The following is a 25,815-nucleotide window of genomic DNA, read 5'->3' on the forward strand; positions in this document are numbered from 1 at the left end:
GACTGGCGTCCGCCTTCAGTCGACATCTCAGACCCCAAGGGACTTCAGCTTGCGGTGAAGCGCGGAGCGCTCCATGCCGATGAACTCGGCAGTGCGAGAGATATTGCCGCCGAAGCGGTTGATCTGGGCAATCAGATATTCCTTTTCAAACATTTCGCGGGCCTCGCGCAGCGGCAGCGCCATGATGTGCTGGTCCGACTGGGTCGGGGTGCGGGGCATGACGTCGCCGATTTCCGACGGCAGCAGGTCCGCCGTGATCGGCGCGGACGCATCGTCCTCGCGGATCAGGATCATAAGCCGCTCGATGTTGTTGCGAAGCTGGCGCACGTTTCCGGGCCAGTTGTGCGCCTGGAGCACGGCCATGGCATCGTCGGCGATGCGGCGGGGGCGGATGCCCGCCTGCCGCGCGATCTGGTTCATGAAGTGATCTACCAGATAGGGAATGTCCTCGCGCCGCTCGGCCAGCGCCGGGACGAGGACCGGGACGACCGCCAGCCGATGGTACAAGTCTTCGCGGAACCGGCCTTCGGCAATCATGCCTTCGAGGTTCTGGGCGGTCGAGGATATGATGCGCACATCGACCTTGACGCGCTTGGTGCCGCCCACGCGCTCGAACTGCTGGTCCACGAGCACGCGCAGGATCTTGTTCTGTGTCTCGCGCGGCATGTCGGCCACTTCATCGAGGTAGAGTATGCCTCGATGCGCCTCTTCCAGCGCGCCAACCTTGCGCTCGCCGCCGTTCGACTCGGTGCCGAACAGCTCGATTTCCATGCGCTCCGGCGTGATCGCCGCCGCGTTGAGCGTCACGAACGGCCCGGTCTTGCGCGCCGAATGCGCGTGGATCGCGCGCGCCACCAGTTCCTTGCCGGAACCGGACGGCCCGATAATCATCACGCGGCTGTTGGTCGGCGAGACGCGGTCGATGGTCTGGCGCAACTGCACCATGCTGGACGACATGCCGATAAGGTCGGCGCTCTCGCCGCTGCGCAGCTTCAACTCCGACACCTCGCGCTTGAGCTTGGAGGTTTCCAGCGCGCGTTCTGCGACTAGAATGAGCCGGTCGGCCTTGAAGGGCTTTTCGATGAAATCATAGGCGCCGCGCCGGATAGCCGAAACCGCCGTCTCGATATTGCCGTGGCCGGAGATCATCACCACCGGCAGGCCGGGATGCATGGTCTTGATCTGGTCCAGCAGCGCCAGCCCGTCGAGCCGAGACCCCTGCATCCAGATGTCCAGGAAAATGAGGCGCGGCACGCGGTCGGCAATCGCCGCAAGCGCACTGTCGGCGTCGTGCGCCGTGCGCGTTTCATGCCCCTCGTCGCTCAAGATTCCCGCCACGAGTTCTCGGATATCGGCTTCGTCGTCAATGATCAGAATATCAGACGCCATTTGCGACCTTCTTTTCAATCTCTTCGTCCGATGGAGCGCCCGGCGACACACCGGTGGCGGCAGCCGGAAGAATGATGCTCACCATGGCGCCCCGCCCTCCATGGAAATCATCCGGCGCGTCATTGAGTTCCAGGCGTCCGCCATGGTCCTCGATGATTTTCTTGACAATCGCGAGACCGAGGCCAGTGCCCTTCTCGCGGGTCGTCATGTAGGGTTCGAGCAGCCGCTGGCGGTTTTCGCGCGGCAGGCCCTTCCCGTTGTCCATCACGTCGATGCGCACATCCGCGCCGGCGCGGCGCGCCCTGATGCGGATTGCGCCGGGCTCGCCTCCCTGCCGTCCGTCGATGGCTTCGGAGGCGTTCTTGATGATGTTGCCGAAGGCCTGCGAAAGCAGGCGGCTGTCGAATGTGCCCAGCAGCGGCTCGTCACCGAAATCGCGCTCGAAGCGGATATCGGAGCGGCTGACCTCGACAAGGAAGGAGGCTTCGCGCAGCGGCTCGCGCAGGTCGAGCATCTTCATCTCGGGCTTGGGCATGCGCGCAAAGGCCGAGAATTCGTCCACCATGCGCCCTATATCCTCGACCTGCCGGATGATGGTGTCCGTGCACTGGTCGAACACCTCGCGGTCCTCGTGGATGACCTTGCCATAGCGGCGGCGGATGCGCTCGGCGGAAAGCTGGATCGGGGTGAGCGGGTTCTTGATCTCATGCGCGATGCGCCGCGCCACATCGGCCCAGGCGGAGCTGCGCTGCGCCTGCACCAGATCGGTGATATCGTCGATCGTCACAACATAGGAACGGTCGAAATCGCTGCCGTCGGGGCTGTCCGCGCCCTCGACGGTGATCTGCACGTTGAAGGTGCGCTCGGACCCCGCCCGGAAGAACGTGACCTGCTCGCGATAGGCGGGCTTGTCGGATTTGCGCCCGATCTCGAACACCTGCCCGACATGCGGCAGCAGTTCCGACAGCTTTCGCCCGACGGCGGCTTCTGAGGAAATTGCAAGCATCGCCTCTGCGGACGGGTTGACGATGGTGACGATGCCGTCGGGGTCGACGCCGATGACGCCCGCCGTGACGCCCGCCAGAACGGCCTCGGAGAAGCGCCGCCGCTCGTCGATGGTGTCGCGCGCTCCAATCAGTTCGTTGCGCTGCGATTTCAGCTCCAGGATCATCTTGTTGAAGGTGTCGCCAAGCGAAGCGACGTCGCCGTCCGAATGGCGGACGGGTACCTCCACTTCGAGATTGCCGGTCGCCACCTCGTCGGCTGCGCCGATCAACTGGCGGATCGGACGTACAAGACGGTCCGCGACTGCGATACCGGTCCAGATCGCGGAAAGCACCACGATCAATGCCAGCGTGACATAGGGCAGCGCAAAGGCCGCCTGGAATCGCCCGCGATTTTCCTCCAACCCGCGATACTCATCCGTATTGGCGCGCACGATCTCGCGCGCGCGGATCACCTCCGGATCGACCAGCCGGATGGTGTAGAGATAAAGACCCTCGATCTCCTTAAGCTTGATGATCGCGCCGATGATGTTGCGTGTGCGCGGCTCGATCAGCAGCGGCTGTCCGTCCTGCGCGGCCTCGGCAGCCCCTTCCGGCGGCTCGGGCATCTCGAAATCCGCGCTGGTCTTGGCGCGCATGACAAATTCGCCGTCGGCGCGGATCAAGGCGGCATGCGCCAGTGCTCGGCCCACCGCCTGCCTGCTCATCAGATCGATGAAACCTGTTCGATCCAGCCCATAGAGCTGGCGCTGGTTGTCGAGGTCGTAGGCCATCGACATGGTGGTGCCGAGCAGGTTCCGCGCATTTTCCTGCACATAGGCGTCCGCAATCGACAATGAGGACGAAATGATCGTCTTGGTGCGGATTTCAAACCAGCGGTCGAGGCCGATGTTCAGAGACAGCGCGGCGATGATCGCGACGATGATCGCCGGGATCGCGGCGACCAGCGCAAACATGGTGACAATGCGCACATGCAGGCGGGAAGCGGCCCTGCCCCGCCGCCGCGCGAGGACGATGCGGCGCACCTCGCGCACGATCAGCGCAATCAGCAGCAGGATGAAAAACCCGTTGACGATCGCCAGAATGAGCGTCGTGCGCGCATCGGGAACGATGCGCGTGCTGCCGACCAGAATTGCAAAGGAGACGCCCGCCGCGACCAGTGCGCCGACAATCACGATGATGCCGGGCAATGCCAAAAGACGGCGAGCGCCGTCGCCCGCTCCGGCGGCGGCAAAGAGAGGTTTTACGGAAGCCGTCGACTGGATTGCCATGCGCTCGCCGTTAGAAAATCGACCCACCTATGCAACGCATTGTGGCGATTCTGCAACAAGAGGGCAAATATGCCACAGTTTGTTTCAACTGGATTTCGGGGTTTCGGCGCCACTTCCACGCCACCAGCCACCGCCGCCCGGCTGCATCACGATGCCTTTGCTGTCGGCCTTGCGGGCGCGTGAAGAGGCGCTCTCGCCGGCCAGATCGAGTTGCGGCGCGATCTCTGCCAGCGGCAGCAGCACGAAGGCACGGTCGAGCATGCGCGGATGCGGAATCTCCAGCCCTTCCTCTGAAACGCTCCGCTCCCCGTATTTCAATATATCGATGTCGACCGTGCGAGGTCCCCACCGTTCGGAACGGACCCGCTTCAATTGCCGCTCCGTTTCGAGGCACAGGTCCAGCAGTTCGCGCGGCGAAAGGCTCGTCACGATTTCAGCGGCGGCATTGAGAAAATCCGGCTGATCGGTCTTGCCCCATGGCGGCGTTCGGTAGAGCGATGAGACGATCCCGACCGACGCGCCAGGCGACGTGTCGAGGAGCTTGAGCGCGTTTGCCATCGATTCCTGCGGATCGCCGATGTTTCCGCCAAGCCCGATGAATGCTGAAAGCATTTTCATTGCAAATGTTTATCCGTATATATTCAAGTACCGGAACCCGATGCGAGGACCGCATCGGCAACGGCAAGCGCATCGCGGTTTGCGCCGACATTGTGGACACGGAAAATGGCCGCTCCCTTGAGCCGAAGCACGACGCTGGTTGCCGCCGTTGCGATGTCGCGATCCTGTGGCTCCCGTCCGGTCAGCGACCCAAGCAGCCGCTTGCGCGAGGTGCCGACCAGCCAGGGAAGGCCAAGCGAGGCGAGCTTTTCGAAGCCGGCCATGATCTGGAGGTTCTCCACCGCATCCTTGCCGAATCCAAAACCCGGATCGAGCACGATGCGGTTGCGCTCCACGCCCGCGCTTTCGGCAATCTCCAGCGATCTGCCGAGAAAATCATGCTGGTCCCGAAGCGGCGCGGCCCGGTTTTCGCGTTCGCGGCTGTTGTGCATGAGCACGAGGCCCGCGCCGCTCTCGCGCGCGAGGTGCGCGATGGCCGGATCACGCTGGAGACCCCAGACGTCGTTGACGATATGTGCGCCGGCTTCCACCGCGCGGCGAGCGGTTTCGCTGCGGTAGGTATCGACCGACACCAGCACCGGCAGATGGCGCACCAGCTCGGCGATGACCGGCAGGATGCGGGCCTGTTCCTCCTCGGCGCTGACCGGCGTTGCGCCGGGGCGGGTCGATTCTCCACCGACATCGACGATTGCCGCCCCCTCCTCGACCATGCGCTCGGCCTGCCGGATGGCGTCATCCAATGCGGCAAAGCGTCCGCCATCGGAGAAACTGTCAGGCGTGACGTTCAAGATGCCCATAATTTGAGCGTGCGATCCAAGATCGAGGTAGCGGTCATGTGCCAAATGCCATCTAATCGGCTTCATGGAAAACCTGCTCTCCATTTCCCGGCTCTTGCTGCTCGTCGCGGCCGGGATCGTGCCTGCCAACACGGCGTCTGCGGAAACGCTTTCGCTCAGTTACTCCTATTTCACAATAGGGGGCGCAACGCCGACCGAGATGGAGGACGAGATGGCGAAGCACGGACCGGAGATCAAGGGCAGCGCATATCGCCATCCCGGCGCGACGCGGATGGAGTTTTCCAGCCGCATCGGATACCGCAAGGAGGAGGCGCGGTGCAGCATCGTTTCCGCGCAGGTCGCGATCAAGGTGAAGGTCATACTTCCCCGCTGGAAGCGCCCGCGCGGCGCCGACGAAGGAACGAGAATATTCTGGGATGTGCTTTCAGCCGACATCGTCAGGCATGAGGAAAGCCATCTGGTGATCGCCCGCAATCATGCGCGCAGCCTTGAGCGGCAATTACGCGCGCTCAGACCCGAAAAGGACTGCGACACGCTCGCAAAGGAGGCAGAGAAACTGAAGGAAAAGGTCATGGCGCAACATGACAGCGACCAGCGCCGCTTCGACCTGATCGAAGGCAAATCGCTGGAAAAGCGCCTTGTGAACAAGCTCAAGATGCAGTTCGAGCGCAGGATCGCTACGGACTGAGCAGCGATCTTGGTCTACCGCCCCGCTTCTTTCCCGGTTCCCTTGGAGAAGATACGTCTTGGGTGTTGATGCACTTGCGGATCGACTGCACAGCCAGCGCCGCTTCATGGAATCCACTCAAAATCAGGCGTAACTTACCAAGATAAAAGCACATATCGCCTATGACGTGGACGCCCGGCAGCGCTGAGCCAAAACGCTCGGTATCGACGGGAACGATGTTGTCGGACATGCCGACGTCCCACGAAGCAACCGGATTCTCGCCGCCGCCGCGCTTCCCGATAATGCCCCAGCCCCCCGCGATGATGATGGCCGAGCTTTCAAGCTCGCTCTGGTCGGACAGGCCGACGCGATAGGTGCCGCGCCCCGTATCCACTAGCGATCGCGCAACCGTGCCGAAGCTGAATTTCGGATCGAAAGGTTCGAGCTGTTCCATGAGCCGATCCACAAGCTCCTGCCCGGTAATCGCCTTGCAGGCCGGGATGTCATAGATTGTCTTGTCCGCATAATATTCGATGCACTGGCCACCGGGTCCGTCGAGCGCATCGATGACGCGGCTCGTGAATCCGAAAATACCAAGCTGGAATGCGGCAAATAGCCCGACTGGACCGGCGCCGACGACGATGACCTCAGTGCTCAACCCTGGCGCTCTGGAACGCGAACGATGAGGCCATCAAGTTCGTCGCGCACCCGGATCTGGCAGGACAGGCGCGAGTTCGGGCGAACATCATAGGCAAAGTCCAGCATGTCCTCCTCCATCGCCTCCGGTTCGCCGACCTTTTCCGTCCACGCCTCATCCACGTAGACATGGCAGGTCGCGCACGCGCATGCACCGCCGCATTCGGCCTCGATGCCTGGCACCGCGTTGCGGATCGCATTTTCCATGACCGTGGAGCCGTTTTCGGCTTCGACGTTGAATTCCGTGCCGTCGAAGGCGATGTAGTTGATCTTTGTCATGGATATGTCCGTGCGGGTGCGAAACGTGTTGGCAAGCGCCGAGATAATGCGTTGTCGTCACAAGTCAACCGGCCGTTGAAACAGCCGTCGCCGGACGCAACGGGCGTCAGGCGTCGAAATCGGCGGCGAACCGCCTGACCGCCTCGACCAGACCGGGAATGCGCTCCAGCGCCTCGGCGTCGGTGGGATCGTCCATCAGCCTGATCGCGCAGTCGGCAATCGCGAAAGCGCCGACAGCCTGCGCCGCGCCCTTCAATTTATGCGCGATGCGCTTGCGGTCCTCGCCCTCGGCGGCTTCCAGTTCCTGCTGCACGGTCCCTGCCTGTCGGGCAAAAATCGCCAGAACTTCGCGCTGCAAATCGGCATCGTCCATCGTCTGGCGGGCAAGATGAGCCAGATCGATCGGGCAGTCCGGCTCCATACCGCCACCTGAATCCGCACCTGCCTGCCCCACATCACGCTTCAACGACAATTAATATCTCCTGACGGCCTGTTAACAATCCAATTAGAACTTGAATGATGGAAATAGAAAAGACATTAATCTTCAAAGCCTAAGCTACACATCAGGAAACGAAGCGTGAACCGGGGGAAAATGCGGTGCGTTAACCGTATATTTAAACTTTTACGCATTTCCGCGTTTGAAGGTTTCCTTTCACCCCCCTCGCAACTACGATGGAGTGGGCTGCCATACTCGCGCCTTGCGCGCATAGAAAATGCAGCCCGCGTTTGTGAATTCAGGATAGGGTCCTAGCGGCATGGCGAAAAAATCCATTTCGAGCAAGGCGCTCGACCGCGACGTCGCGAAACAGCTTGAACAAGCGCTTGACACGAGTTTCGCGCCAGTCGATGGCGATTCGCCCGAAAAACCTGCTGCGTCAGATGCGCCGTCGGGCGGGATAACGCTGAAGGATCTCGAGGTGCAAATCTCGAAGGCCGCCGATGAACTTGCCCGCGCCGGGCGCGGCGACCCGTCGACAAGCCCTGCCGTTGCCGACACGTCGGCCCAAAGTGCGCCGAGCGCGCCGCAGGCTGCCAACCCGCCCGTCGAATTCGCCCCTGCAAATGACGACCGGCTGGCGGACCGCCGCAGCTTCGCCGAGCGCTACGGGCGTGGCGGATCGCGCGTGCCCTATGTGATCGCTGCGCTGCTCAGCATCATCTGGGCCTTCATCTGCTATGCGGTCGCCGTGCGCACCCTGCCCGCCGAAATCTGGGATGCGACGCGCATCGAGGAGATCATCCAGGATCGCTCCGCCGTATTCATGGCAGCACTCACCCTGCTGCCGATCATGATGTTCTGGGCCTTTGCCGCGATGGTGCGGCGCGCGCATGACATGCGCATGGCGGCCCAGTCGATGACGGAGCTTGCATTCCGCCTTGTCGAGCCGGAGGCTTCCGCTCATGGGCGCATCCAGACGGTCGGCCACGCAGTCAGGCGCGAGGTGGCCGCGCTCAACGAGGGCATCGAGCGCACGCTGGCGCGCGCCGTCGAACTCGAAACGCTCGTCCAGACCGAGGTCAACCAGCTCGAACGCTCCTACACCGACAACGAAGCGCGCATTCGCCGCCTCGTCGACGGGCTCGGAAGCGAGCGCGAGGCGGTGGTCAGCCACGCCGAGCGCGTCAGGGCGTCCATTGCCGGTGCGCACGAAACGCTGCGGGACGAGTTGGGCGCTGCCAGCGACCTTATCCGCCAGAACATAATGAGCGCATCCGAAAACCTCACGACGACCATCCGCGAGTCCGGGACCGCGATGATCGAGCGCTTCAACGACAATGGCGCTGAGGTGTTCAACGAGATCGACCAGAAGTTCGGGGCGCTGTCGGATCGCATCACCGAATCCGGCAACTCCATCGGCACGATGCTGGATTCCCGCATCGCCAATCTCACGCAGGGCACGGTCGACGCCGCCCAATCGCTTTCCCGCGTTCTGGAAGAGCGCGCGACCAGCATGATCTCGCTGCTCGGCTCGGCAACGGAGTCGCTGAACGAGGAGTTCAACAAGCGCCTGCACGATATAGAGAGCACGCTTGTCGAGCGCGGCCAGTCGCTTCTCGGAGAGTTCCAGTCGCGCGCCGATGCGCTCGACCTCGGCACCGAGCGCCTCAACACCGCGCTCGAGGCGCGCGCCCGCCAGATCAACGAGACGCTGGTGGAGCGCACGCGCGAAATCGCCGGCAGCTTTGCAAACGGCAAGGAAGACCTCGCCCGCCTCATCGAGGAAAACCAGAAGCGCATCGACGCCGAAATGTCGGCGCTGGTCGAAACAGCATCGGCAGCGCTGGAGCAGCACGCGGAAGAATTCATCGACCGCCTCGAATCCGGCCGCAGCCGCCTTTCCCGCGCGCTCGACCAGGATCTGGAACAATTGTCTCAGGCCCGCGCCGAAATCGATGCGGCGGCAGCCGACGAGATGCGCCAGCTTTCCGAGAGCCGCGCCCGTATGATCGACGATCTGCACGGTGAACTGGGCCAGTTCGACCGCAGCCGCGCCCAGTTTGTCGAGGAAGTCGCGGGTCATGTCGCGCGCATGGAGGAAAGCCGCGCGGCAACCGGTGCGGCGCTGGCGCAGGATCTGCGGAAGGTCGAGGAATCCCGCCGGATGATCGACGTTTCGCTTGGAGAGCATGCGCGCAGCCTGAGCGATGGCCGTGACGCTCTTGCGCAGACGCTCAAGGACGACCTCGCCATGCTCGACGAGGCCCGTGTCGCCATAGACGAATCTGTACGCAACCATGTCGGCAAGCTGGGTGAAGGCCGCGACCTGCTCAAGCGTGCGCTAGACGCCGACCTCGCCCGCGTCACCGAAAGCCGGCAGGAACTGGACCAGACATTCGCGCGGCTCGTTTCGGAGCAATCAGACCGTTTCGAGGAAGGGCGCAAGGCGCTCACCGATGCGCTGCGGGAAGACCTCGACAAGCTGGCGGTCAGCCGTTCCAGCATCGACGGCCTCGTTGCGCGCCAGGTCGAGAAGCTGGCCGAAGGCCGCGACATCCTGCGGCGTGCGCTGGAGTCCGACCTGTCCAAGGTCGCCGACAGCCGCACCGAGCTTGACGCGACGATCAACAAGCTCGTCGTCTCGCAGGGCGAGCGTCTGGAGGAAGGCCGCCGTGCGCTTGCGCTTGCGCTTCAGGAGGACCTCGACAAGCTGGCCGCGGCGCGCGGCGACATTGACGGGCTGATGGCCGCGCAGGTTGGCCGCCTCTCCGAGGGTCGCGACATTCTCAAGAGAGCCTTGCGGGCCGACCTCGACCAGATCGGCGAGGAACGCGAAACGCTCAGCGCCGCGATCAAGGCGCACCTCGAAAGCCTTGCCGACCATCGCGACGAGATGGCCAAGGCGCTGGAAGAGGACCTGCATCGCCTCACCTCCGGCGGCAAGGACCTTGGAGAAGCCCTGCGCGGTGCAATCGCCAGCCAGTCGGAAGGTCTGGAACACGGACGCAAGGTGCTGTCCGAAGCGTTGCAGGAGGACCTTGCGCGTCTCGGCGACGAACGGGTCGCGCTGGACAGCATGGTCGGTCGGCAGGTCGAGAAGCTGGCGGAAGGCAGAAGCATCCTGCGGCGCGCGCTGGACGCCGATCTCGAAAAGATCAACGACACCCATGCCGAACTTGGCAGCCAGGTGGCGACCATCGTGGCCGACCTCGGCCGCACCTTCGAGGCCGGACGGAAGGTCATCAACCAGACCGTTTCAGACGACATCACCCGCATGTCCGAAAGCCGGTCCGAACTCGACAACCGCCTGAACGGCATGATGTCGGACCTCAACAGGACCTTCGAGGAAGGTCGGCGCGCCATTTCGCAGACCGTTTCGGACGACCTCGAAAAGCTGGCGGACAGCCGCGCGGCAATCGATACGCTGGTGGCCGGTCAGGTCGAGAAGCTGGCCGAGGGCCGCAACCTGCTCAATCGCGCGCTGGAAGCCGATCTCGAAATCCTGAACCTCAAGCGCGAGGGGCTAGACTCCTCCATCGCCCGCATGCTCGGCGAACTGAACCGCGGGTTCGAGGAAGGCAGCAAGGTGCTGACCGACACGATTTCGGCGGACCTTTCGCGCCTCGCGGACAGCCGCACCGGAGTGGACGAACTGATTACCGGCCAGATCGAGAAGCTGGCGGAAGGCCGCGCCCTGCTCAACCGTTCGCTTGAATCGGACCTTGCCGAGTTCGACAGGCGGCGCATTGACCTCGATGGATCGTTGAAATCCGTCGTGGAGCGCCAGAAGCAGGCTTTCGAGGAAGGCCGGGCCGCGCTGTCCTCCGCATTGGAGGACGATCTGGCGAAACTGTCCGAAAGCCGCAACAGCATCGACGGCCTTGTCTCCGCACAGGTCGAGAAGCTGGCGCATGGCCGCAACATCCTCATCCGCGCCCTTGAGGGCGATCTCGGGAAGCTGGCGGAAAGCCGCAAGGAACTGGACAACACGCTCGGCGAGATCGTGTCCCACCTCAACAGCAGCTTCGGACAGGGCCGCGACGCCCTCGTCTCGGCGGTCGAGGACGACCTGCAAAAGCTGGCCGAAACGCGCGCCCAGATCGACGACATGATTTCGAGCCAGATTTCGAAGCTTGCCGAAGGCCGCAACCTTCTTGTCCGCGCGCTTGAGACCGATCTGAAGCGTCTTGACGACGCAAAGTCGGAATTCGACGGCGGCGTGGTCCAGCTCATCAACAGCTACAGCGACAATTTCAACGAAGGACGCGCCGCCCTCACACGCGCTTTGGAAGACGACCTCGGCAAGCTTGCCGAAAGCAGGGACAGCATAGACAGCCTTGTCGCCTCGCAGTTCGAAAAGCTGTCGGAAGGCCGCAACATGCTTGTGCGCGCGCTTGAAGCCGACCTCGCCCGCATTGGCGACAGCCGCGCCGAGCTGGAAAGCCTGATGCAGCGTGTTGCGCAGGAACAGGAACAGGGCCTCGCGCAAGGCAGGAACGTCCTTTCAAAGGCGTTGGAAGACGACCTGCGCAAGCTTGCGGAATCCCGCGCCGACATCGACGGGCTCGTCGCCGGTCAGGTGGAGAAGCTGTCCGAAGGGCGCAACATTCTCAGGCGCGCGCTTGAAGCCGACCTCATCAAGCTCGGCGAAAGCCGGGTCGAACTGGATGCGGCGCTGGTCAAGATGCTCGAAGCGCATAATTCCGTATTCGAGGAACGCCGTGGGCAACTCAGCTACGCGCTTGAAGCCGATCTTGAAAAGCTCGCCGACAGCAGGGCGAGCATCGACAGTCTCGTCTCCGCACAGGTTGAAAAGCTGGCTGAGGGACGCAACATATTGCGGCGCGCGCTGGAGGCCGACCTTGCCGCCGTGGACGCGGCGCGCGACAATCTTCAGGTTGCGCTCAGCAACCACATCGAGGGCATCGGCCACGGACGCGACAAGCTCACCGAAGCCCTTGAGGCGGACTTGTTGCGCCTCGACGAGGCGCGCACGGTGCTCGATGCCCAGGCAGCCGAGCACATCAAGGTTTTCGCGGACCGAAGGCAGGAAATCTCAAGCGCGCTGGCCGACGATGTCGAGAAAATCGACGCCGCATTCCAGCGGCACGCCGACACGATCAGCGACCGTGCGAGCGCCGTGGAGAACGCGCTCGCGACAGGCGTGGAGAATGTCCGCATCGTGCTGGAGCGCAGCGCCGTCAACGCGGCGGGCGAGCTGCGCGACAAGGTTCTGGAACTGACCGCCATGCTGACCGGCGAGGCAGGCAAGGTGTTCACCGACGCCGACCGCCAGATTGCCGAGCGCGCCCAGGAGACCGCGACGATCCTGGCCACCCGCACCGAGGAAATTTCCCAGACCTTCGACGTTGCCGACAGGCGCCTTGCCGAACGTGCCGTGCAGACGCTCGAAAGCCTCACGGTACGCGCGGAACAATCCGCGGATGCGCTGGAGGATCGCGCGGCGCGGATCGGGGAAACCTTCGAACGCGCCGACGAGCAGTTTGCCGCGCGCACCGAGGAAACGGCACGCGACGCGCAGGCCCGCATGACCGAGATCGAGCGCCTGTTCGACGAAGGCGACCGCAAGCTTGCCGCGCGCGCGATTGAAAATGCGAGCGCACTTGCCCAGCGTGCAATCGAGATCGTGCAGATGTTCGAGAACGCGGACGGCAAGATTTCCGAGCGGGTCAGCGCTTCGGCGGACGCCCTTTCGGCACGCGCGGACGAGCTGAAAGCCATGTTCGAGCGCGCCGATGCGGCGATCGCGTCGAATATCGCAGCCGGCGCGGACCAGCTTTCCACGCGCGCCGCCGGTGTTGCGGACGTGTTTTACGAAACCGAACAGCGCATCATCGCGCGCACTCACCAGACCTCCGCGGAGCTCAGCCAGAAAACCGAGGACATCTCCAAGATCCTCGAACAGGCGGAAAACCGCATCCTTTCCCGCACCGGCCAGACGGCTGCTGAGCTGGGATCGAAGGCGGGTGAAGTCGCCAGGCTGTTCGAGGAGACGGATCGCCGCATCGGTGAACGCGCCGATGCACTTGCCGCCGCCCTCGACGAGCGCTCCGCGCGGTTCGGCGAACTTTTCGAGCAGGCCGACAGCAAGCTCGGCCGGCGCACCGATGAAACAGCGCAGGAATTCGAGCGGCGCACCCGCGCCATCGGCGAAACACTTGCCAGCGCCGAGGAACGCCTCGCGCAAAGCTCGGATCGCGCGATCATCCGCATCTCGGAAGATGTCGCGCAGGCGGAGGCCCGCCTCGCCGAGGCCGCGAGCGGCGTGCGCACGACCATCGACGACGAATTTGCCAAGAGTGAAGCCAAGCTCGCCCAACGCGCGAACGTCATTGCCGACACATTCTCCGCCGTGGGCAAGCACATCACGGAAAGCACCAACGATGCGGCCCGCGCGCTCGGCAACAATACGCGCGAGTTGAACGAACTGCTCGAAACGCGCTCGACCGAGATGATCCGCATCCTGGACGAGACGGCGCGCCCGCTTGCCGAACGCTTCACCGCGGGCGGCAGCGAACTCGAACGCAGCATCGAATCGGCGGCGGAAAAAGCCACCGAGCGGCTGCGCACCGAGAACGCCGGCTTCGTGGAAGCGCTGGAGACACAAGCCACGCAGGCGCTGGCTGCGGCGACACAGGCTCGCGCGACGATTGCACAGTCCATCGACCAGACGGTTGCGAAGGTGACCGACTCGAACCGCCAGCTTTCCGAACTCGCGGGTCTCGCGGAACAGAGCCTCGACACGGTCGACCGGCGTCTCAACGAGACGACGCAGGCCTTCGCAGCCTCGACGGAGCGCGCTGCCCAGACTTTCGCAAGCTCTGCGCGGTTGCTCGATTCGAACACGACGCGCCTGACCCATATGACGTCGGAGACTCTGAAAGCGGTCGCCAGCATTGCCAGCCGGTTCGAGGAGCACAGCAAGCTGTTGACCAGCGCAAGCGAGTTGCTCGGTTCGGCGCAGACCAATCTCGTGACGACGCTTGGCGACCGGCAAAGCGCGCTCGAGGACCTCGCGGTCGAACTGGTGCGGAAGTCCGAGGATGTCGAGAAGATCATGCGGTCCTTCGAAAACCTCGTGTCGCACTCCTTCGCGAATGCGGAGTCGCGCGCGCAGGATACGACGGAGACAATCCGCAAGACCCTCGCTTCGGTCATCGACGGGGCGACGCAACGCTTCGCCGACGCGACCGTCGATCTGCGCAAGACGGCGGAAACGATCCGCAGCGAGCTGGACGACACGCGCAGCGCCCTCAAGAAGGGCATTGTCGACATGCCGGTGGAAGCGCAGGAATCGACCAGTGCAATCCGCCGCGCCGTGACCGAGCAAATCAATGCGCTGAAGGAGCTGTCGGCAATCGTCGTCCAGTCCGGCCGCACCATCGATGTGGGAGATCCGGAACGGTCGGTCATCCGTCGCCCTGTCTCGAACAGCGAAACGAGGCTTGCAGAACGCTTCGCAGCGCCGCAGCAACCGGAAGAGGTGAAGCTGCCACTTCGCGCAACGATCAGCGAGCCGCCACTTGCGAAGCCGAAGGCTGCGCCCACACCCGCGCCGGCACCCGTGCCTGAACCCGAAAGGCCGAGCGGCAACGTCGCGACGGTGCAGCGCATCGAGATGGCGCCTGCCCCAACGCGCCTCGACAACACGCTCGGCTCGCTGGCGAAAGACATTGCAAAGTCCATCGACACGGAAACGCTGAGCGAAATCTGGGAACGCCGCGACAATGGCCGCTCGCTCGACGTTTCGCGCAGGCTCTACACCTTGCGAGGCCAGCAGATATTCGACGAGGTGAGCGGGAAATATCGCGGGGACGATGCATTCCGCACCGCCGTGGACCGCTATTGCGACGACTTTGAACGCCTGCTCGACCGCGTGAGCCGTACCGAGGGCGGCAAGATGAAGGTCCGCAACTACGAAATGTCGGACACGGGCAAGGCCTACATCATGCTCGCGCACGCGTCCGGCAGGCTCGCATGAATCCACGACGGGAGGCTACCGGAGCAGGTCGCCTCCCCCTTGGCTCCATGAGCTAGATTGCCGACGCCGACCAGTTCACGATGTCGGTCGCAGCCTTCCCGAAAGCTGCATCGAGCGCCGCGATATAGGCGCTGTTGCCCGCTCCGCCAACCGGCGCATCCGCCTCGAAGGTTCGCGCGGCGCGCACCACGCCGTTGCGGTCATTCAGGATGCGCACGAACAGCGTGACATGCGCGCGCGCCGCGCCGTCGAGCCGCACTTCGAAGGCGCGTATCTCGGTGACGATCTGGTAGTCGATCGCCAGCCCCTCGCCCGGCCTGCCGACGCCTGCGAAACGCCCCGATTTCTGGAAGGTCTCACCAAGGCGGGCCTGGATGACGCGTGGCAGCCTGTCGGCCCATTGAGCGCCCGAAAGATATTCGATGGAGCCGGGTTGCGGCTTGATGACGATGTTCTGGCTGTCGAGCGCCTTCAGCGCCGAGGGTTCCGTCACCAGTATCTGTACGCCGCGCCGCGCGCGCCCCTTGTCGATCCCGGGCGCGGTCAGCTCATAGGTGTCGAGGGGCTTGGCCTTGCCGCCCAGCAATGCGCAGCCCGAAACGGACAGTGACATCGCAGCGGCCAACGCAACGGACAGGATCGATGTTCTCATACTCAGTTCGGTCCCCGATTTTCCGGCGGTGCCCTCTACACCGCGCTCCCACTACCGGCGCGTGCCTCAGCGCCGGGTCCTTCCGTTATACCTGCGCACTTCGCCATCGCCACTGCCAAGAATACGCTGGGGATTGCGTTCGAGATCGGTGATCGCCTGCTCGATGCGGTTGACCGACCGCCTCGCATCGTTGATCAGCGCCTCGGCATCGCGGAGCCCCTGCCCCGAGAACCGCGCCAGACCGTCCGTGATCGTCCCGAGCTTCGCATTGAGTGTATCCGCCACCTGCCGATAGGCTTTCAGCGTATCGTTGATCTGCACCATGACACCCTGCGCGTCGCCCGAACCCAGCAGGTTATCGACCTTGTTCACGACTGTATCGAATTTTTTGCCGGTTTCCGTCAGGTTCCTGGTGAAAACGTCGACATTCGTGACAATCTCGGACACCTTGTTGCTGTCGATGGATTTCACGATCTGCTCCGCGGCGCGCAGCGTGCCGTCAAGTTTCTGCGAGACGCCCGACAACTCACCCGCCAGGTCGGATACGCTGCTGAGAAACTTGTCCACACCCTCCGAATTGTTAGCCAGCGCATCGGAGAATTTGCGCGCGTTCTCGGCGGTTTTCTGGAGTTCGGGCCGCACGTCGGTGGCAAACCCTTCAAGCTGCACCAGCACCTTGTCGGTGCGCGTCAGGATTTCCTGCGCGGTTTGCAACAGGTTGGTCACCGCGGAAGGGCTGGCGATCACTTCGGGAACCTTGCCCTGCTCTTCCGCCTCGGTGAAGAGGTTCGGCTCCTGCAGACTGCCGCCCTTCATCTCGATATTGGCCTGCCCGGTCAGCCCGGCAAGCCCGATGACGGCCTGCGTCGAGCGGGTCACCGGCGTTCGCTGGTCCACCATGGCGTCGGCAATGGCTGCGGACGGGTTGGAGCGGTCGATATAGACGCTCTGCACCTCACCCACGCGCACGCCGTTGAAAAGCACCGCACTACCGCGCCCGAGCCCCGAAGCGGAACCGGGAATGCGAAAGCGCAGGAGCGTCAGCTCGCCCTTGTCGCTGACCGCCGCCGTCCAGTAGACGAACAGGAACGCGCCGAGCACGGCAAGCACGGTGAACAGACCGACAATGACGTAGTTTGCTCTCGTTTCCATCGGCGGTTTCTATGCTCTGGCCTGCAAGTCGAGCTGTCGTGCCCGCTTGCCGCGAAAGTAGGATTTCACCCACGGTTCTTCACTTTTCAGCATGTCCTCTATCGTGCCTTGCACGAGGACACGCTTGTTTCCGAGGACCGCGATGCGATCGCATGCCGTGAACAGGCTGTCGAGGTCATGCGTCACCATATAGACGGTCAGGCCGAGTGTGTCGCGCAACTTTATGACAAGTTCGTCGAACTCCGCCGCGCCGATCGGATCAAGGCCGGAGGTGGGCTCGTCGAGGAATACGAGGTCCGGGTCGAGCGCCAGCGCACGAGCAAGTGCCGCACGCTTCACCATGCCGCCCGAAAGCTCCGACGGATATTTCGGCCCCGCGTCGCGTGGCAGACCGACCAGCTCGATCTTCAGCATGGCCAGTTCGTCCATCAACTGCCGGGGCAGGTCCAGATATTCGCGCATCGGCACCTGAACGTTTTCAAGCACGGTAAGTGCCGAAAAAAGTGCGCCGTGCTGGAACAGCACGCCCATGCGCATGTCTATGGCGAGCTTCTGTTCCGGCGTGGCGCGGTCGACATCGATGCCGAACACTTTCACCGTGCCCGCCTGCTTGCGGTTGAGCCCGAGGATCGCGCGCATCAAGACCGACTTGCCGGTGCCCGAACCGCCGACGAAGCCGAGGATTTCGCCACGGTAGATGTCGAGCGAAAGGTCCTTGAGGACGACATTGTCGCCAAACGCGACGGTGATGCCGCGCGCGGACAGAATGACCTCGTGGTCATCCGGCTTCTCGTCAATCTCCTCCGCTTCGGCTGCCTCGTTCATGGGTCGCCCTAGAAGTCGATGGTCGCGAAGAACATGGCGAACAGGCCGTCCATGATGACGACCACGAAGATGGCCTTGACGACCGAACTGGTCACCTGCCGGCCAAGCGATTCCGCGCTGCCGCCGACTTTCAGGCCCTCCACCGAGGCAAGTATGCCGATGATGATGGCCATGAACGGCGCCTTGATGAGACCGACCGCGATGGTCGAGACATCGATTGCCGTGCGCAGCCGGTCGATGAAGGCGGTCGGCGGAATGTCCACATAGGCCCAGCCCACGAAGATCGCGCCCCCAAGCGCGGCGAAATTGGCGATGACGGTCAAGAGCGGCAGCGCGATGACAAGCGCTACCAGCCGGGGAAAGACGAGCACGCCGACTGGGTTGAGGCCAATGACCGTCAACGCGTCGATCTCCTCGCGCATTTTCATGGAGCCGATCTCGGCGGTGATCGCGCTGCCCGAGCGGCCAGCCACCATGATCGCCGTCATCAGCACGCCGAGTTCGCGCAGCACGAGAATGCCGACAAGGTCCACCACGAAGATGTCCGCGCCGAAATACCGCAACTGGAACGCGCCCTGCTGCGCCACGATGGCGCCGACAATGCCCGACATCAGCACCACCACGGGTATGGCGCCGACGCCCATGCGGTCGATCTGGTGCACGATCGCGGTGAAGTTGATCGATTGGCCCCGCCCCGCCTTCATCTGGCCGCCGCGAATGGTCGCGCCCAATATATAGAGCGAGGCGGTGACGTCGTTCTTCGTGTTGTAGACAGCCCTGCCGATGCTTTCGAGCATGCGTATCAGGATGAAGGGGCGCGGCTGTGCGCGCTCGTCGTCCCGCGTTTCGGTTGCCGGCTCCACGGCGTCCATCAGAATGGTATCGGCCTTGTCGGCCCCGGTGATGACAACCTCGACCTTGCGGTCCTTGTAGGCCTGGGACAGGCGCTCGAGGATCCATGCGCCCGCCGTGTCCATCCGACCTATGCCGCCGATGTCGATCTCGACGCGGTCGACGCCCGGCGCGGATTCCAGCGCGCGCATGTCGGCATCCACCTTGCTGACCCGCCGCGTCGACCAGATTCCGGACAGTTCGACGAAAAGAACGCCACCCTCCTGCCGGGAGGCGACGACCGGCCCGTCTTCCGTCCGTCCGACAGCATTGGTGCGACGCTTCGTCAACATTGCCAACCTCTTAACCAGCCGATTGCGGCATGTCACTTTGCAGCCGAGACAACAGGCGATTCGCAGAGCGCAAATTCATGGTGCGTGTCCTTTCCGTCACGGCTGAAACATTCCCGATCGCGGGGACCTTCACCATTTCGCGCGGTTCCAGGACCGAGGCCGAGGTGCTGGTCTGCACCATTTCGGAAAACGGATACGCTGGAAGGGGCGAGTGCGTTCCCTATCGACGATATGGCGAGACGCTCGAATCGGTTCGCAATCAGATGTTGCAGATTGCACCTGCAGTCGGCAACGGGATTTCGCGGGCCGCACTTCTGGCCGCGTTGCCCGCAGGCGGAGCACGCAACGCGGTCGATTGCGCGCTCTGGGACCTGGAAGCAAAGGTGGCGGGGCGCACAGTTGCGTCGATGCTCGGCCTTGCCGCCCCGCTGGCGCTGGTGACCGCCTATACATTGTCGCTCGGCAGCCCTGAGAGCATGGGCGAACAGGCGGCTCGAAACGCCCACCGTCCGCTTCTCAAGATCAAGCTCGGCACGGATGACGACGAGGCGCGGCTGCGGGCGGTGGCAAGCGCCGCGCCCGATGCGAAGTTGATCGTGGATGCGAATGAAGGATGGACGCAGGGCAATCTCCAGAAGCATCTGGAGCTTGCCGCCGAGTGCGGCGTCGTGCTGGTCGAGCAGCCGCTGCCCGCCGGGCAGGATGCGATGCTGGCGGGCATCCCGCGCGCCGTGCCGGTCTGCGCCGACGAAAGCCTTCATGTGACGGAGGATCTGGAAAAGCTCGCAGGGCTGTATGAGGCGGTCAACATCAAGCTCGACAAGGCAGGCGGGCTGACGGAAGCGCTGCGTCTGCGGGACCGGGCGGCGGCGCAGGGCTTTTCGATCATGGTCGGTTGCATGGTCGGCTCTTCGCTCGCCATGGCGCCCGCTGTGCTTTTGGCGCAAGGCGCGGATTTCGTGGACCTCGACGGCCCTCTGCTGCTAGCGCGAGACCGCGAGCCGGCGCTGCGCTATGATGGCTCGACGGTTTCGCCGCCCGAGCCGCGTCTTTGGGGATAGCTCACCTGTATCCGATTGGAGAAGCAAAACATGGATCTGGGTATTCGTGGCCGCAAGGCGATCGTCTGCGCTTCCAGCAAGGGGCTGGGAAAGGGGTGCGCGATGGCTCTTGCGGAAGCGGGCTGCGATCTGGTCGTCAACGGTCGCAACGCCACCGTGCTTGGCGAAACGGCCCGGCAGTTGCGCGCGCTGGGAGGCGCGGTGGTGGAAATTGCCGGTGACGTTTCCGACCCCGGCTGCCAGAAGGAACTGCTCGCCGCCTGCCCCGCGCCGGACATTCTGGTCAACAACAATGGCGGGCCGCCGCGTCGCGATTTCCGGGAGCTGGACCGCGAGGCGATTGTTCGCGGCGTGGTGCAGAACATGATCACGCCCATCGAACTGATTCAGGCCGTGGTCGACGGAATGGCGGAGCGCGGCTTCGGTCGGATCGTCAACATCACCTCCCTGTCGGTGTATGTTCCAATTTCAGGGCTGGACCTGTCCTCCGGCGCGCGCGCCGGGCTGACCTCATTCCTTTCAGGCGTGGCGAGGACAGTCGCGCACCGCAATGTCACCATCAACAACCTTTTGCCCGGAAAGCTGGATACCGACAGGCTGCGAGGCGCGTTCAGCGCCGACGAAAGCGAAGCTGAACAGAAAGCCCGCCTCGCCGCAGACGTTCCAGCAAAGCGCCTTGGAACGCCGGAGGAATTCGGACAGGTCTGCGCCTTCCTGTGCTCCGTTCATGCGGGATATATGACGGGCCAGAACATTCCGGTCGACGGCGGGCTTTATGTGAGCGCCTTCTGAGACTTGCGGCACGGGGCTTGCGGTTGCAGATTGTCGTTTGGTTTGCGTTTCGGGAGGAATTGAGATTTCGGCAAAGACACCCTCCGGGCGGCCGGGCTGGCTGTGGGCGGCGCTTTTCTTTGCAGCCGCCGCCCTTGCGATTGCGTTTTACGGCAGCGCCTTTGCGACGCGCACCTATCTCGCGCAGACGGCGCAGCGCGGCCAGACCACACTCGGCCTTGCAGTAGCGGCCCTGCAGGGACATCTCAGCCGGTTCGAACCGTTGCCTGCGCTGATCGCCGACCACGAGATGATACGCGAACTGCTGCGCAATCCGCAGGATGCGGAGCTGCGGAACGATGCGGACGAATATCTCAAGAAAATCAATGCGCTGCTAAACTCGTCCGACATCTATGTGATGACGCCTGACGGTACCACCGTCGTTGCCAGCAACTTTGAGAGTGAGTTGAGCTTCGTCGGCGAAAACTTCAGCTATCGCCCCTATTTCCAGCAGGCAATGAAGGGCGAGCCCGGGCGCTTCTTCGCGCTTGGGACCACTTCGCTCAAGCGCGGCTATTATTTCTCCGCCCCGGTGCGCGATGGCGGTGCCATTCGCGGCGTTGTCGTCTTCAAGGTCGATCTCGACGGCATCGAGGCTTCGTGGGCGAGCGGCGACTATGAAATTACGGTAACCGATCCGCAGGGCGTCGTGTTCATGACCAGCCGGCGCGAATGGCAATATGCCGGCATGCTGCCGCTGACCGAAGGCCGTCTCGCGCAGATGCGCGCATGGCGGCGCTATGCGGATACCACTTTGCGTGAACTGCCGATTACCCTGAAATCGGGCGCGGAGGGACACGATGTCATCAAGGTTTCGATGGCGGGTGGTGAGCGCGAATTTCTGGTCGAGTCCAAGGAAATGCCGGAGGCCGGATGGACCGTCAACGTGCTGATGGACACCCGCGCCGCGCGCGCCCAGGCGCTGACCGGTGCGATTGCCGCCGTGCTGCTGGTGTTCCTTGTCGGCCTCGCCACCGTGATCGTCATGCAGCGGCGCGCACAGCTTGCCGAACGGCTGCGCATCCAGCGCGCCGCGCAGGAGGAACTTGAGCGGCGCGTGGAGGAGCGCACGGCCGATCTTGCCGCTGTTAACCAGCAGCTCGAAACGGAAGTGACTGAGCGCCGCGCAACCGAAGTGCAGTTGCGGCAGACACAATCGGATCTGGTGCGCGCCGGAAAGCTGGCCGCGCTCGGCCAGATGTCGGCTGCGCTGTCGCATGAATTCAACCAGCCGCTCGCAGCCGTCAAAGCCTATGCGGAAAACGGCGCGACCTTGATTGACCGCGACCGCATCCCCGATGCGCGCGACAACCTCGTGCGCATATCCAGCCTTGCGGACCGGATGGCGACGATCAGCCGGCACCTGCGCAATTTCGCGCGCGAGCCGAACCAGAAGCTCGGCGCGGTCGGCCTCGCCGATGTGATCCATGAAACGGTGGAGATCGTGACGCCGCGCCTGAAATCAGCGGGCGTGGCTCTGGAAACGCACATCAATCCGCCATCCCTCGCCGTTCACGGCGGAAGCGTGCGTCTGCAACAGGTTCTCGTGAACCTTATTTCCAATGCCGCCGATGCCCTTGAAGACCGAAGCGACCGCCGCATCGTGCTGACCGCAGAACGAAAGGGCCCGAAGGTTTTCATCACCGTGCGCGACAACGGCCCGGGCGTGCCAGAGGCGATCCGCGAGCGCATTTTCGATCCGTTCTATTCGACCAAGGGAGTGGGCAAGGGACTTGGCCTCGGCCTTTCCATTTCATACAATATTGTCAAGGACTTCGGTGGACAGATTGCAGTAGAGAATCATCCGGGCGGTGGTGCGCTTTTCACACTAGAGCTGGACGCCGCACGCATGCCGCACAAGGAGGCCGCCGAATGACCCCCTCTTTCGTGCTTCTGGTGGACGACGAGGAAGAGCTGCGGCGCTCGACCCGCCAGTCGCTCGACCTCGAGGGCCTGCAGGTCGAGGAATGCGCCAGCGCCGAGGAAGCGCTGGATTTCGTGACGCCCGGCTTCAGCGGCGTCGTCATTTCCGACATCCGCATGCCCGGCATGGACGGAATGACCCTGATGGAGCGCGTGCGCGACATCGACCCGGACATTCCGGTGATTCTCGTGACGGGCCATGGCGATGTGCAGCTTGCCGTCCGCGCCATGCGCGAGGGCGCGTATGATTTCATCGAGAAGCCGTTCAACACGCGCCATCTGGCCGAAATGTCGGCGCGCGCCATCGACCGGCGCAAGCTGGTGCTCGAAAACAGAAAACTAAGGGCCGCCGCCGGGCAGCATGACGACCTCGAAACGCGGCTGCCGGGCCGCACTCCCGCGATGATCGACCTGCGCTATACGATCCGCGCCACGGCGGGCACGGATACCGACATGCTGATCGTCGGCGAAACGGGTGTGGGCAAGGAGGTCGTGGCGCGCGCCGTGCACGATTTGAGCGGTCGCGCCGCGCGTCCATTTGTGGCGATCAACTGCGCCGCCCTGCCCGGCGAACTGATCGAAAGCGAACTGTTCGGACATGAGGCCGGTGCTTTCCCCGGCGCGCTCAGGCCGCGCTACGGCAAGTTCGAACATGCGCGCGGCGGCACGATCCTGCTCGACGAGATCGGCTCCATGCCGCTCGCGCTGCAAGCCAAGCTTCTGAGGGTGATCCAGGAGCGGATCATCACGCGGCTCGGCTCGAACGAGCCGATCCCGCTCGACGCAAGGTTCATCGCGCTCAGCAAAGTCGATCTCGAAAAGGAGGCGGAGGCCGGCAGGTTTCGGGCCGACCTGCTCTACCGGCTGAACGTGATCACGCTTCGCGTGCCGCCGCTTGCGGCGCGCCGGGAGGACGTTCCCCTGCTCTTCCTTCAATTGCTGCGTGAGGCCGCCGCGCGCTACAGGCGGGAAGAGCCGGATGTTCCGCATGCCCTGCTGGCGGCGCTCATCCGGCGCGAATGGCCGGGCAATGTTCGCGAGCTTCGCAATGCGGCGGACCGCCACCTGCTCGGACTGGACCGGCTGGAAAGCGCCGCCCATCCGTCGTCCCACGCGCCGTCCGGCAACCTGGCCGAGCGGGTCGCGGCATTTGAACGCCACATCATCGCGCAGGAACTGTCGCGACAGGGCGGCAAGCTCAAGAATGTCTATGAAGCGCTCGGCATTTCCCGCAAGACGCTCTATGAGAAAATGGTGAAGTACGAGCTGGAGGCCCGGTCGAGCGGCGCATCCAGCTACGCCGAAAATGGGTAGCATTTTGCACATGCAGACATGCTGATGTTACCGAATCCACCCATTTTGGCGCAAATTCGTGCCCCGGAAACGGGAATTTGAGGAAATACTGTTGTTTCCGGCGCGAGCAGGGGAAATAGCTTGCGTCACATCGCGCAGTCGGGAGGCTGCGTGTGGAATGCAGACTCTCGGGAGGAATTCATGAAAAAGATTCTCGCATCTCTTGGCCTTGCGGCGACCGTCGCCATGGCGACCTTCGGCGCGCAGGCGCAGGACTATCCGAACCGCACCCTGACGATGGTGGTGCCCTTTGCCGCCGGCGGCCCCACGGACACGGTCGCGCGCCTTGTCGCCGAATCCATGTCCAAGGATCTCGGCCAGCAGATCGTGGTCGAAAATGTCGGCGGCGCGGGCGGCACGCTCGGCGCGGGCCGCGTCGCAAGCTCTGATCCGGACGGCTACACGATGCTGCTGCACCATATCGGCATGGCCACCAGCGCGACGCTATACCGGAAGCTCGCCTATGATACGCTGAACGCATTCGAATATGTCGGGCTCGTCACCGAAGTGCCGATGACCATCGTCGCGCGCAAAGACCTTGAACCGACGGACCTCAAGGGTCTGGTCGAATACGCCAAGGCCAACAAGGACACGGTGACGGTCGCCAATGCGGGCGTCGGCGCGGCGTCGCACCTGTGCGGCATGCTCTTCATGAGCGCTATCGGAACTCCGTTGGTCACCGTTCCCTACAAGGGAACCGGCCCTGCAATGACCGACCTGCTCGGCGGACAGGTCGACATCATGTGCGACCAGACGACGAACACCACCAAGCAGATCCTCGGCGGCACCATCAAGGCCTATGCGGTGACGACGCCGAAGCGCCTCGACGTGCTGCCCGACGTGCCGACGACCGATGAAGCCGGTCTGCCCGGCATGGAGGTCGCGATCTGGCACGGCATCTATACGCCCAAGGGTACGCCCGCCGAGGTGAACGAGCGTCTTTCCAAGTCGCTGCAAGGCGCTCTGAAAGACCCGAACGTCGTCGCACGCTTCGCTGAGCTTGGCACCCAGCCCTCGTCCGAAGCCGATGCGACGCCCGCGGCGCTCAAGGCCAAGCTGGAAAGCGAGATCGCGCGCTGGAAGCCGATCATCGACGCTGCCGGCCAATACGCCGACTGACGCTGAAAAGGGGCGCGCAATGCGCCCCTTCTTTCCTCGCCATAAATGCGCAACGCTTTTCCAGAGCCGCACAAGGTGGGATGCCATGAATTCGTTCTCATTTGACAAGACCAATCTCGCCTGCGGCGCGCTGCTGATCGCCGTCGGGCTTTATTTCGGCATTCAAGCGCTTTCGATGGAGATCGGAACCACGTTCAGGATGGGTCCGGGATTTTTTCCGTTGGCGCTTTCGGCAATCCTCATCGTGCTCGGCGCGATCATTTTCGTTCAGGCCACACGGGTCGAGGGGGAGCCGCTCGGCGCGATTGCCTGGCGCGGGATGTTCTTCATTCTGCCGGCGCCGATCATATTCGGTCTGACCGTTCGCGGCCTGGGATTTTTGCCTGCGCTGTTCGTCACCACGCTTGTCGCATCCTTCGCAAGCCACAAGATGACGCCGATTGCCGCGCTCGTCCTCTCGGTCTGCGTCACCGCGTTTTCCTATGTGGTTTTCTCATGGGGCCTCAGCCTGCCCTTCCGGACCTTCGGTCCATGGCTCGGCATGTAGAGGTCA

Annotated in this window: 19 protein-coding genes; 8 read left to right on the forward strand and 11 right to left on the reverse strand. The window is 63.4% G+C overall.

Translation table 11 applies throughout. The features are described 5' to 3' along the window. Positions 1-27 precede the first annotated feature (27 nt). The 4 genes from M9924_16165 to folP form a co-directional block, all read right to left on the reverse strand. Positions 28-1,389 (reverse strand): sigma-54 dependent transcriptional regulator, encoded by a 1,362-nt coding sequence (locus M9924_16165; GenBank protein ID MCO5065933.1) that lies wholly within the window; start codon positions 1,387-1,389, stop codon positions 28-30. Next, positions 1,379-3,664 (reverse strand): PAS domain-containing sensor histidine kinase, encoded by a 2,286-nt coding sequence (locus tag M9924_16170; GenBank protein MCO5065934.1) that lies wholly within the window; start codon positions 3,662-3,664, stop codon positions 1,379-1,381. Before M9924_16170 ends, M9924_16165 begins: the two co-directional genes overlap by 11 nt. Before the next feature lie 84 nt (positions 3,665-3,748). Continuing rightward, entirely contained in the window at positions 3,749-4,282 is a 534-nt protein-coding gene (gene folK, locus M9924_16175; GenBank protein ID MCO5065935.1) for a 2-amino-4-hydroxy-6-hydroxymethyldihydropteridine diphosphokinase, read from the reverse strand. 23 nt (positions 4,283-4,305) lie between these two features. Then, positions 4,306-5,145 (reverse strand): dihydropteroate synthase, encoded by an 840-nt coding sequence (gene folP, locus M9924_16180; GenBank protein ID MCO5065936.1) that lies wholly within the window; start codon positions 5,143-5,145, stop codon positions 4,306-4,308. On the opposite strand from folP, the gene M9924_16185 reads away from it, so the two are divergent. Then, positions 5,144-5,767: a DUF922 domain-containing protein gene (locus M9924_16185; GenBank protein ID MCO5065937.1), complete on the forward strand. Its 624-nt coding sequence runs from the start codon at positions 5,144-5,146 to the stop codon at positions 5,765-5,767. The genes folP and M9924_16185 overlap by 2 nt on opposite strands. Here the strand turns inward: M9924_16185 and M9924_16190 are convergent. The 3 genes from M9924_16190 to M9924_16200 form a co-directional block, all read right to left on the reverse strand. Then, positions 5,757-6,404 (reverse strand): NAD(P)-binding protein, encoded by a 648-nt coding sequence (locus M9924_16190; protein ID MCO5065938.1) that lies wholly within the window; start codon positions 6,402-6,404, stop codon positions 5,757-5,759. The genes M9924_16185 and M9924_16190 overlap by 11 nt on opposite strands. Then, on the reverse strand, positions 6,401-6,721 hold the full coding sequence (locus M9924_16195; protein MCO5065939.1) for a (2Fe-2S)-binding protein: 321 nt from the start codon (positions 6,719-6,721) through the stop codon (positions 6,401-6,403). The genes M9924_16190 and M9924_16195 overlap by 4 nt, the downstream gene beginning before the upstream one ends. Positions 6,722-6,827: 106 nt before the next feature. After that, on the reverse strand, positions 6,828-7,193 hold the full coding sequence (locus tag M9924_16200; protein ID MCO5065940.1) for an Hpt domain-containing protein: 366 nt from the start codon (positions 7,191-7,193) through the stop codon (positions 6,828-6,830). A gap of 283 nt (positions 7,194-7,476) precedes the next feature. Here M9924_16200 and M9924_16205 point away from each other — a divergent pair, with 283 nt between their 5' ends. Further along, positions 7,477-15,162, forward strand: a complete 7,686-nt coding sequence (locus M9924_16205) for a hypothetical protein (protein MCO5065941.1) — start codon at positions 7,477-7,479, stop codon at positions 15,160-15,162. Positions 15,163-15,214: 52 nt separating this feature from the next. Here the strand turns inward: M9924_16205 and M9924_16210 are convergent, their stop codons facing one another. From M9924_16210 to M9924_16225, 4 genes are all read right to left on the reverse strand, one after another. After that, complete coding sequence (locus M9924_16210) at positions 15,215-15,814, reverse strand: ABC-type transport auxiliary lipoprotein family protein (protein MCO5065942.1); 600 nt, start codon at positions 15,812-15,814, stop codon at positions 15,215-15,217. A 66-nt stretch (positions 15,815-15,880) separates the two neighbouring features. Continuing rightward, the gene (locus tag M9924_16215) at positions 15,881-16,966 is read right to left on the reverse strand and encodes an MCE family protein (protein ID MCO5065943.1); all 1,086 of its coding nucleotides are present in this window, start codon (positions 16,964-16,966) and stop codon (positions 15,881-15,883) included. A 9-nt stretch (positions 16,967-16,975) separates the two neighbouring features. Next, on the reverse strand, positions 16,976-17,791 hold the full coding sequence (locus M9924_16220) for an ABC transporter ATP-binding protein (GenBank protein ID MCO5065944.1): 816 nt from the start codon (positions 17,789-17,791) through the stop codon (positions 16,976-16,978). Between the two features lie 8 nt (positions 17,792-17,799). Continuing rightward, the gene (locus M9924_16225) at positions 17,800-18,975 is read right to left on the reverse strand and encodes an ABC transporter permease (GenBank protein MCO5065945.1); all 1,176 of its coding nucleotides are present in this window, start codon (positions 18,973-18,975) and stop codon (positions 17,800-17,802) included. A 77-nt stretch (positions 18,976-19,052) separates the two neighbouring features. Between M9924_16225 and M9924_16230 the strand changes: the two genes are divergently transcribed. The 6 genes from M9924_16230 to M9924_16255 all read left to right on the forward strand — a co-directional run bounded on the left by M9924_16230 (position 19,053) and on the right by M9924_16255 (position 25,809). Continuing rightward, positions 19,053-20,036 (forward strand): dipeptide epimerase, encoded by a 984-nt coding sequence (locus tag M9924_16230; GenBank protein ID MCO5065946.1) that lies wholly within the window; start codon positions 19,053-19,055, stop codon positions 20,034-20,036. A 30-nt stretch (positions 20,037-20,066) separates the two neighbouring features. After that, entirely contained in the window at positions 20,067-20,828 is a 762-nt protein-coding gene (locus tag M9924_16235) for an SDR family oxidoreductase (GenBank protein ID MCO5065947.1), read from the forward strand. 100 nt (positions 20,829-20,928) lie between these two features. Then, on the forward strand, positions 20,929-22,743 hold the full coding sequence (locus M9924_16240; GenBank protein ID MCO5065948.1) for an ATP-binding protein: 1,815 nt from the start codon (positions 20,929-20,931) through the stop codon (positions 22,741-22,743). Continuing rightward, positions 22,740-24,104 (forward strand): sigma-54 dependent transcriptional regulator, encoded by a 1,365-nt coding sequence (locus tag M9924_16245; protein ID MCO5065949.1) that lies wholly within the window; start codon positions 22,740-22,742, stop codon positions 24,102-24,104. The genes M9924_16240 and M9924_16245 overlap by 4 nt, the downstream gene beginning before the upstream one ends. Before the next feature lie 180 nt (positions 24,105-24,284). After that, the gene (locus M9924_16250; protein MCO5065950.1) at positions 24,285-25,262 is read left to right on the forward strand and encodes a tripartite tricarboxylate transporter substrate-binding protein; all 978 of its coding nucleotides are present in this window, start codon (positions 24,285-24,287) and stop codon (positions 25,260-25,262) included. An 85-nt stretch (positions 25,263-25,347) separates the two neighbouring features. Beyond that, positions 25,348-25,809 carry a tripartite tricarboxylate transporter TctB family protein gene (locus M9924_16255; protein MCO5065951.1) on the forward strand — a complete coding sequence of 154 codons (462 nt, stop codon included), beginning with the start codon at positions 25,348-25,350 and terminating at the stop codon, positions 25,807-25,809. Positions 25,810-25,815: the final 6 nt, after the last annotated feature.

This window comes from Rhizobiaceae bacterium (assembly GCA_023953835.1).
Classification (GTDB): Bacteria; Pseudomonadota; Alphaproteobacteria; order Rhizobiales; family Rhizobiaceae; genus Mesorhizobium_G.

What these genes read in the sequence shown, in the direction of transcription:
- M9924_16225 (MCO5065945.1), bottom strand. Translation starts at nt 18,975, where the DNA reads ATGTTGACGAAGCGTCGCACCAATGCTGTCGGACGGACGGAAGACGGG.
- folP (MCO5065936.1), bottom strand. Translation starts at nt 5,145, where the DNA reads ATGAAGCCGATTAGATGGCATTTGGCACATGACCGCTACCTCGATCTT.
- M9924_16210 (MCO5065942.1), bottom strand. Translation starts at nt 15,814, where the DNA reads ATGAGAACATCGATCCTGTCCGTTGCGTTGGCCGCTGCGATGTCACTG.
- M9924_16170 (MCO5065934.1), bottom strand. Translation starts at nt 3,664, where the DNA reads ATGGCAATCCAGTCGACGGCTTCCGTAAAACCTCTCTTTGCCGCCGCC.
- M9924_16215 (MCO5065943.1), bottom strand. Translation starts at nt 16,966, where the DNA reads ATGGAAACGAGAGCAAACTACGTCATTGTCGGTCTGTTCACCGTGCTT.
- M9924_16205 (MCO5065941.1), top strand. Translation starts at nt 7,477, where the DNA reads ATGGCGAAAAAATCCATTTCGAGCAAGGCGCTCGACCGCGACGTCGCG.
- M9924_16255 (MCO5065951.1), top strand. Translation starts at nt 25,348, where the DNA reads ATGAATTCGTTCTCATTTGACAAGACCAATCTCGCCTGCGGCGCGCTG.
- M9924_16195 (MCO5065939.1), bottom strand. Translation starts at nt 6,721, where the DNA reads ATGACAAAGATCAACTACATCGCCTTCGACGGCACGGAATTCAACGTC.
- M9924_16250 (MCO5065950.1), top strand. Translation starts at nt 24,285, where the DNA reads ATGAAAAAGATTCTCGCATCTCTTGGCCTTGCGGCGACCGTCGCCATG.
- M9924_16235 (MCO5065947.1), top strand. Translation starts at nt 20,067, where the DNA reads ATGGATCTGGGTATTCGTGGCCGCAAGGCGATCGTCTGCGCTTCCAGC.
- M9924_16230 (MCO5065946.1), top strand. Translation starts at nt 19,053, where the DNA reads ATGGTGCGTGTCCTTTCCGTCACGGCTGAAACATTCCCGATCGCGGGG.
- M9924_16165 (MCO5065933.1), bottom strand. Translation starts at nt 1,389, where the DNA reads ATGGCGTCTGATATTCTGATCATTGACGACGAAGCCGATATCCGAGAA.
- folK (MCO5065935.1), bottom strand. Translation starts at nt 4,282, where the DNA reads ATGAAAATGCTTTCAGCATTCATCGGGCTTGGCGGAAACATCGGCGAT.
- M9924_16245 (MCO5065949.1), top strand. Translation starts at nt 22,740, where the DNA reads ATGACCCCCTCTTTCGTGCTTCTGGTGGACGACGAGGAAGAGCTGCGG.
- M9924_16185 (MCO5065937.1), top strand. Translation starts at nt 5,144, where the DNA reads ATGGAAAACCTGCTCTCCATTTCCCGGCTCTTGCTGCTCGTCGCGGCC.
- M9924_16220 (MCO5065944.1), bottom strand. Translation starts at nt 17,791, where the DNA reads ATGAACGAGGCAGCCGAAGCGGAGGAGATTGACGAGAAGCCGGATGAC.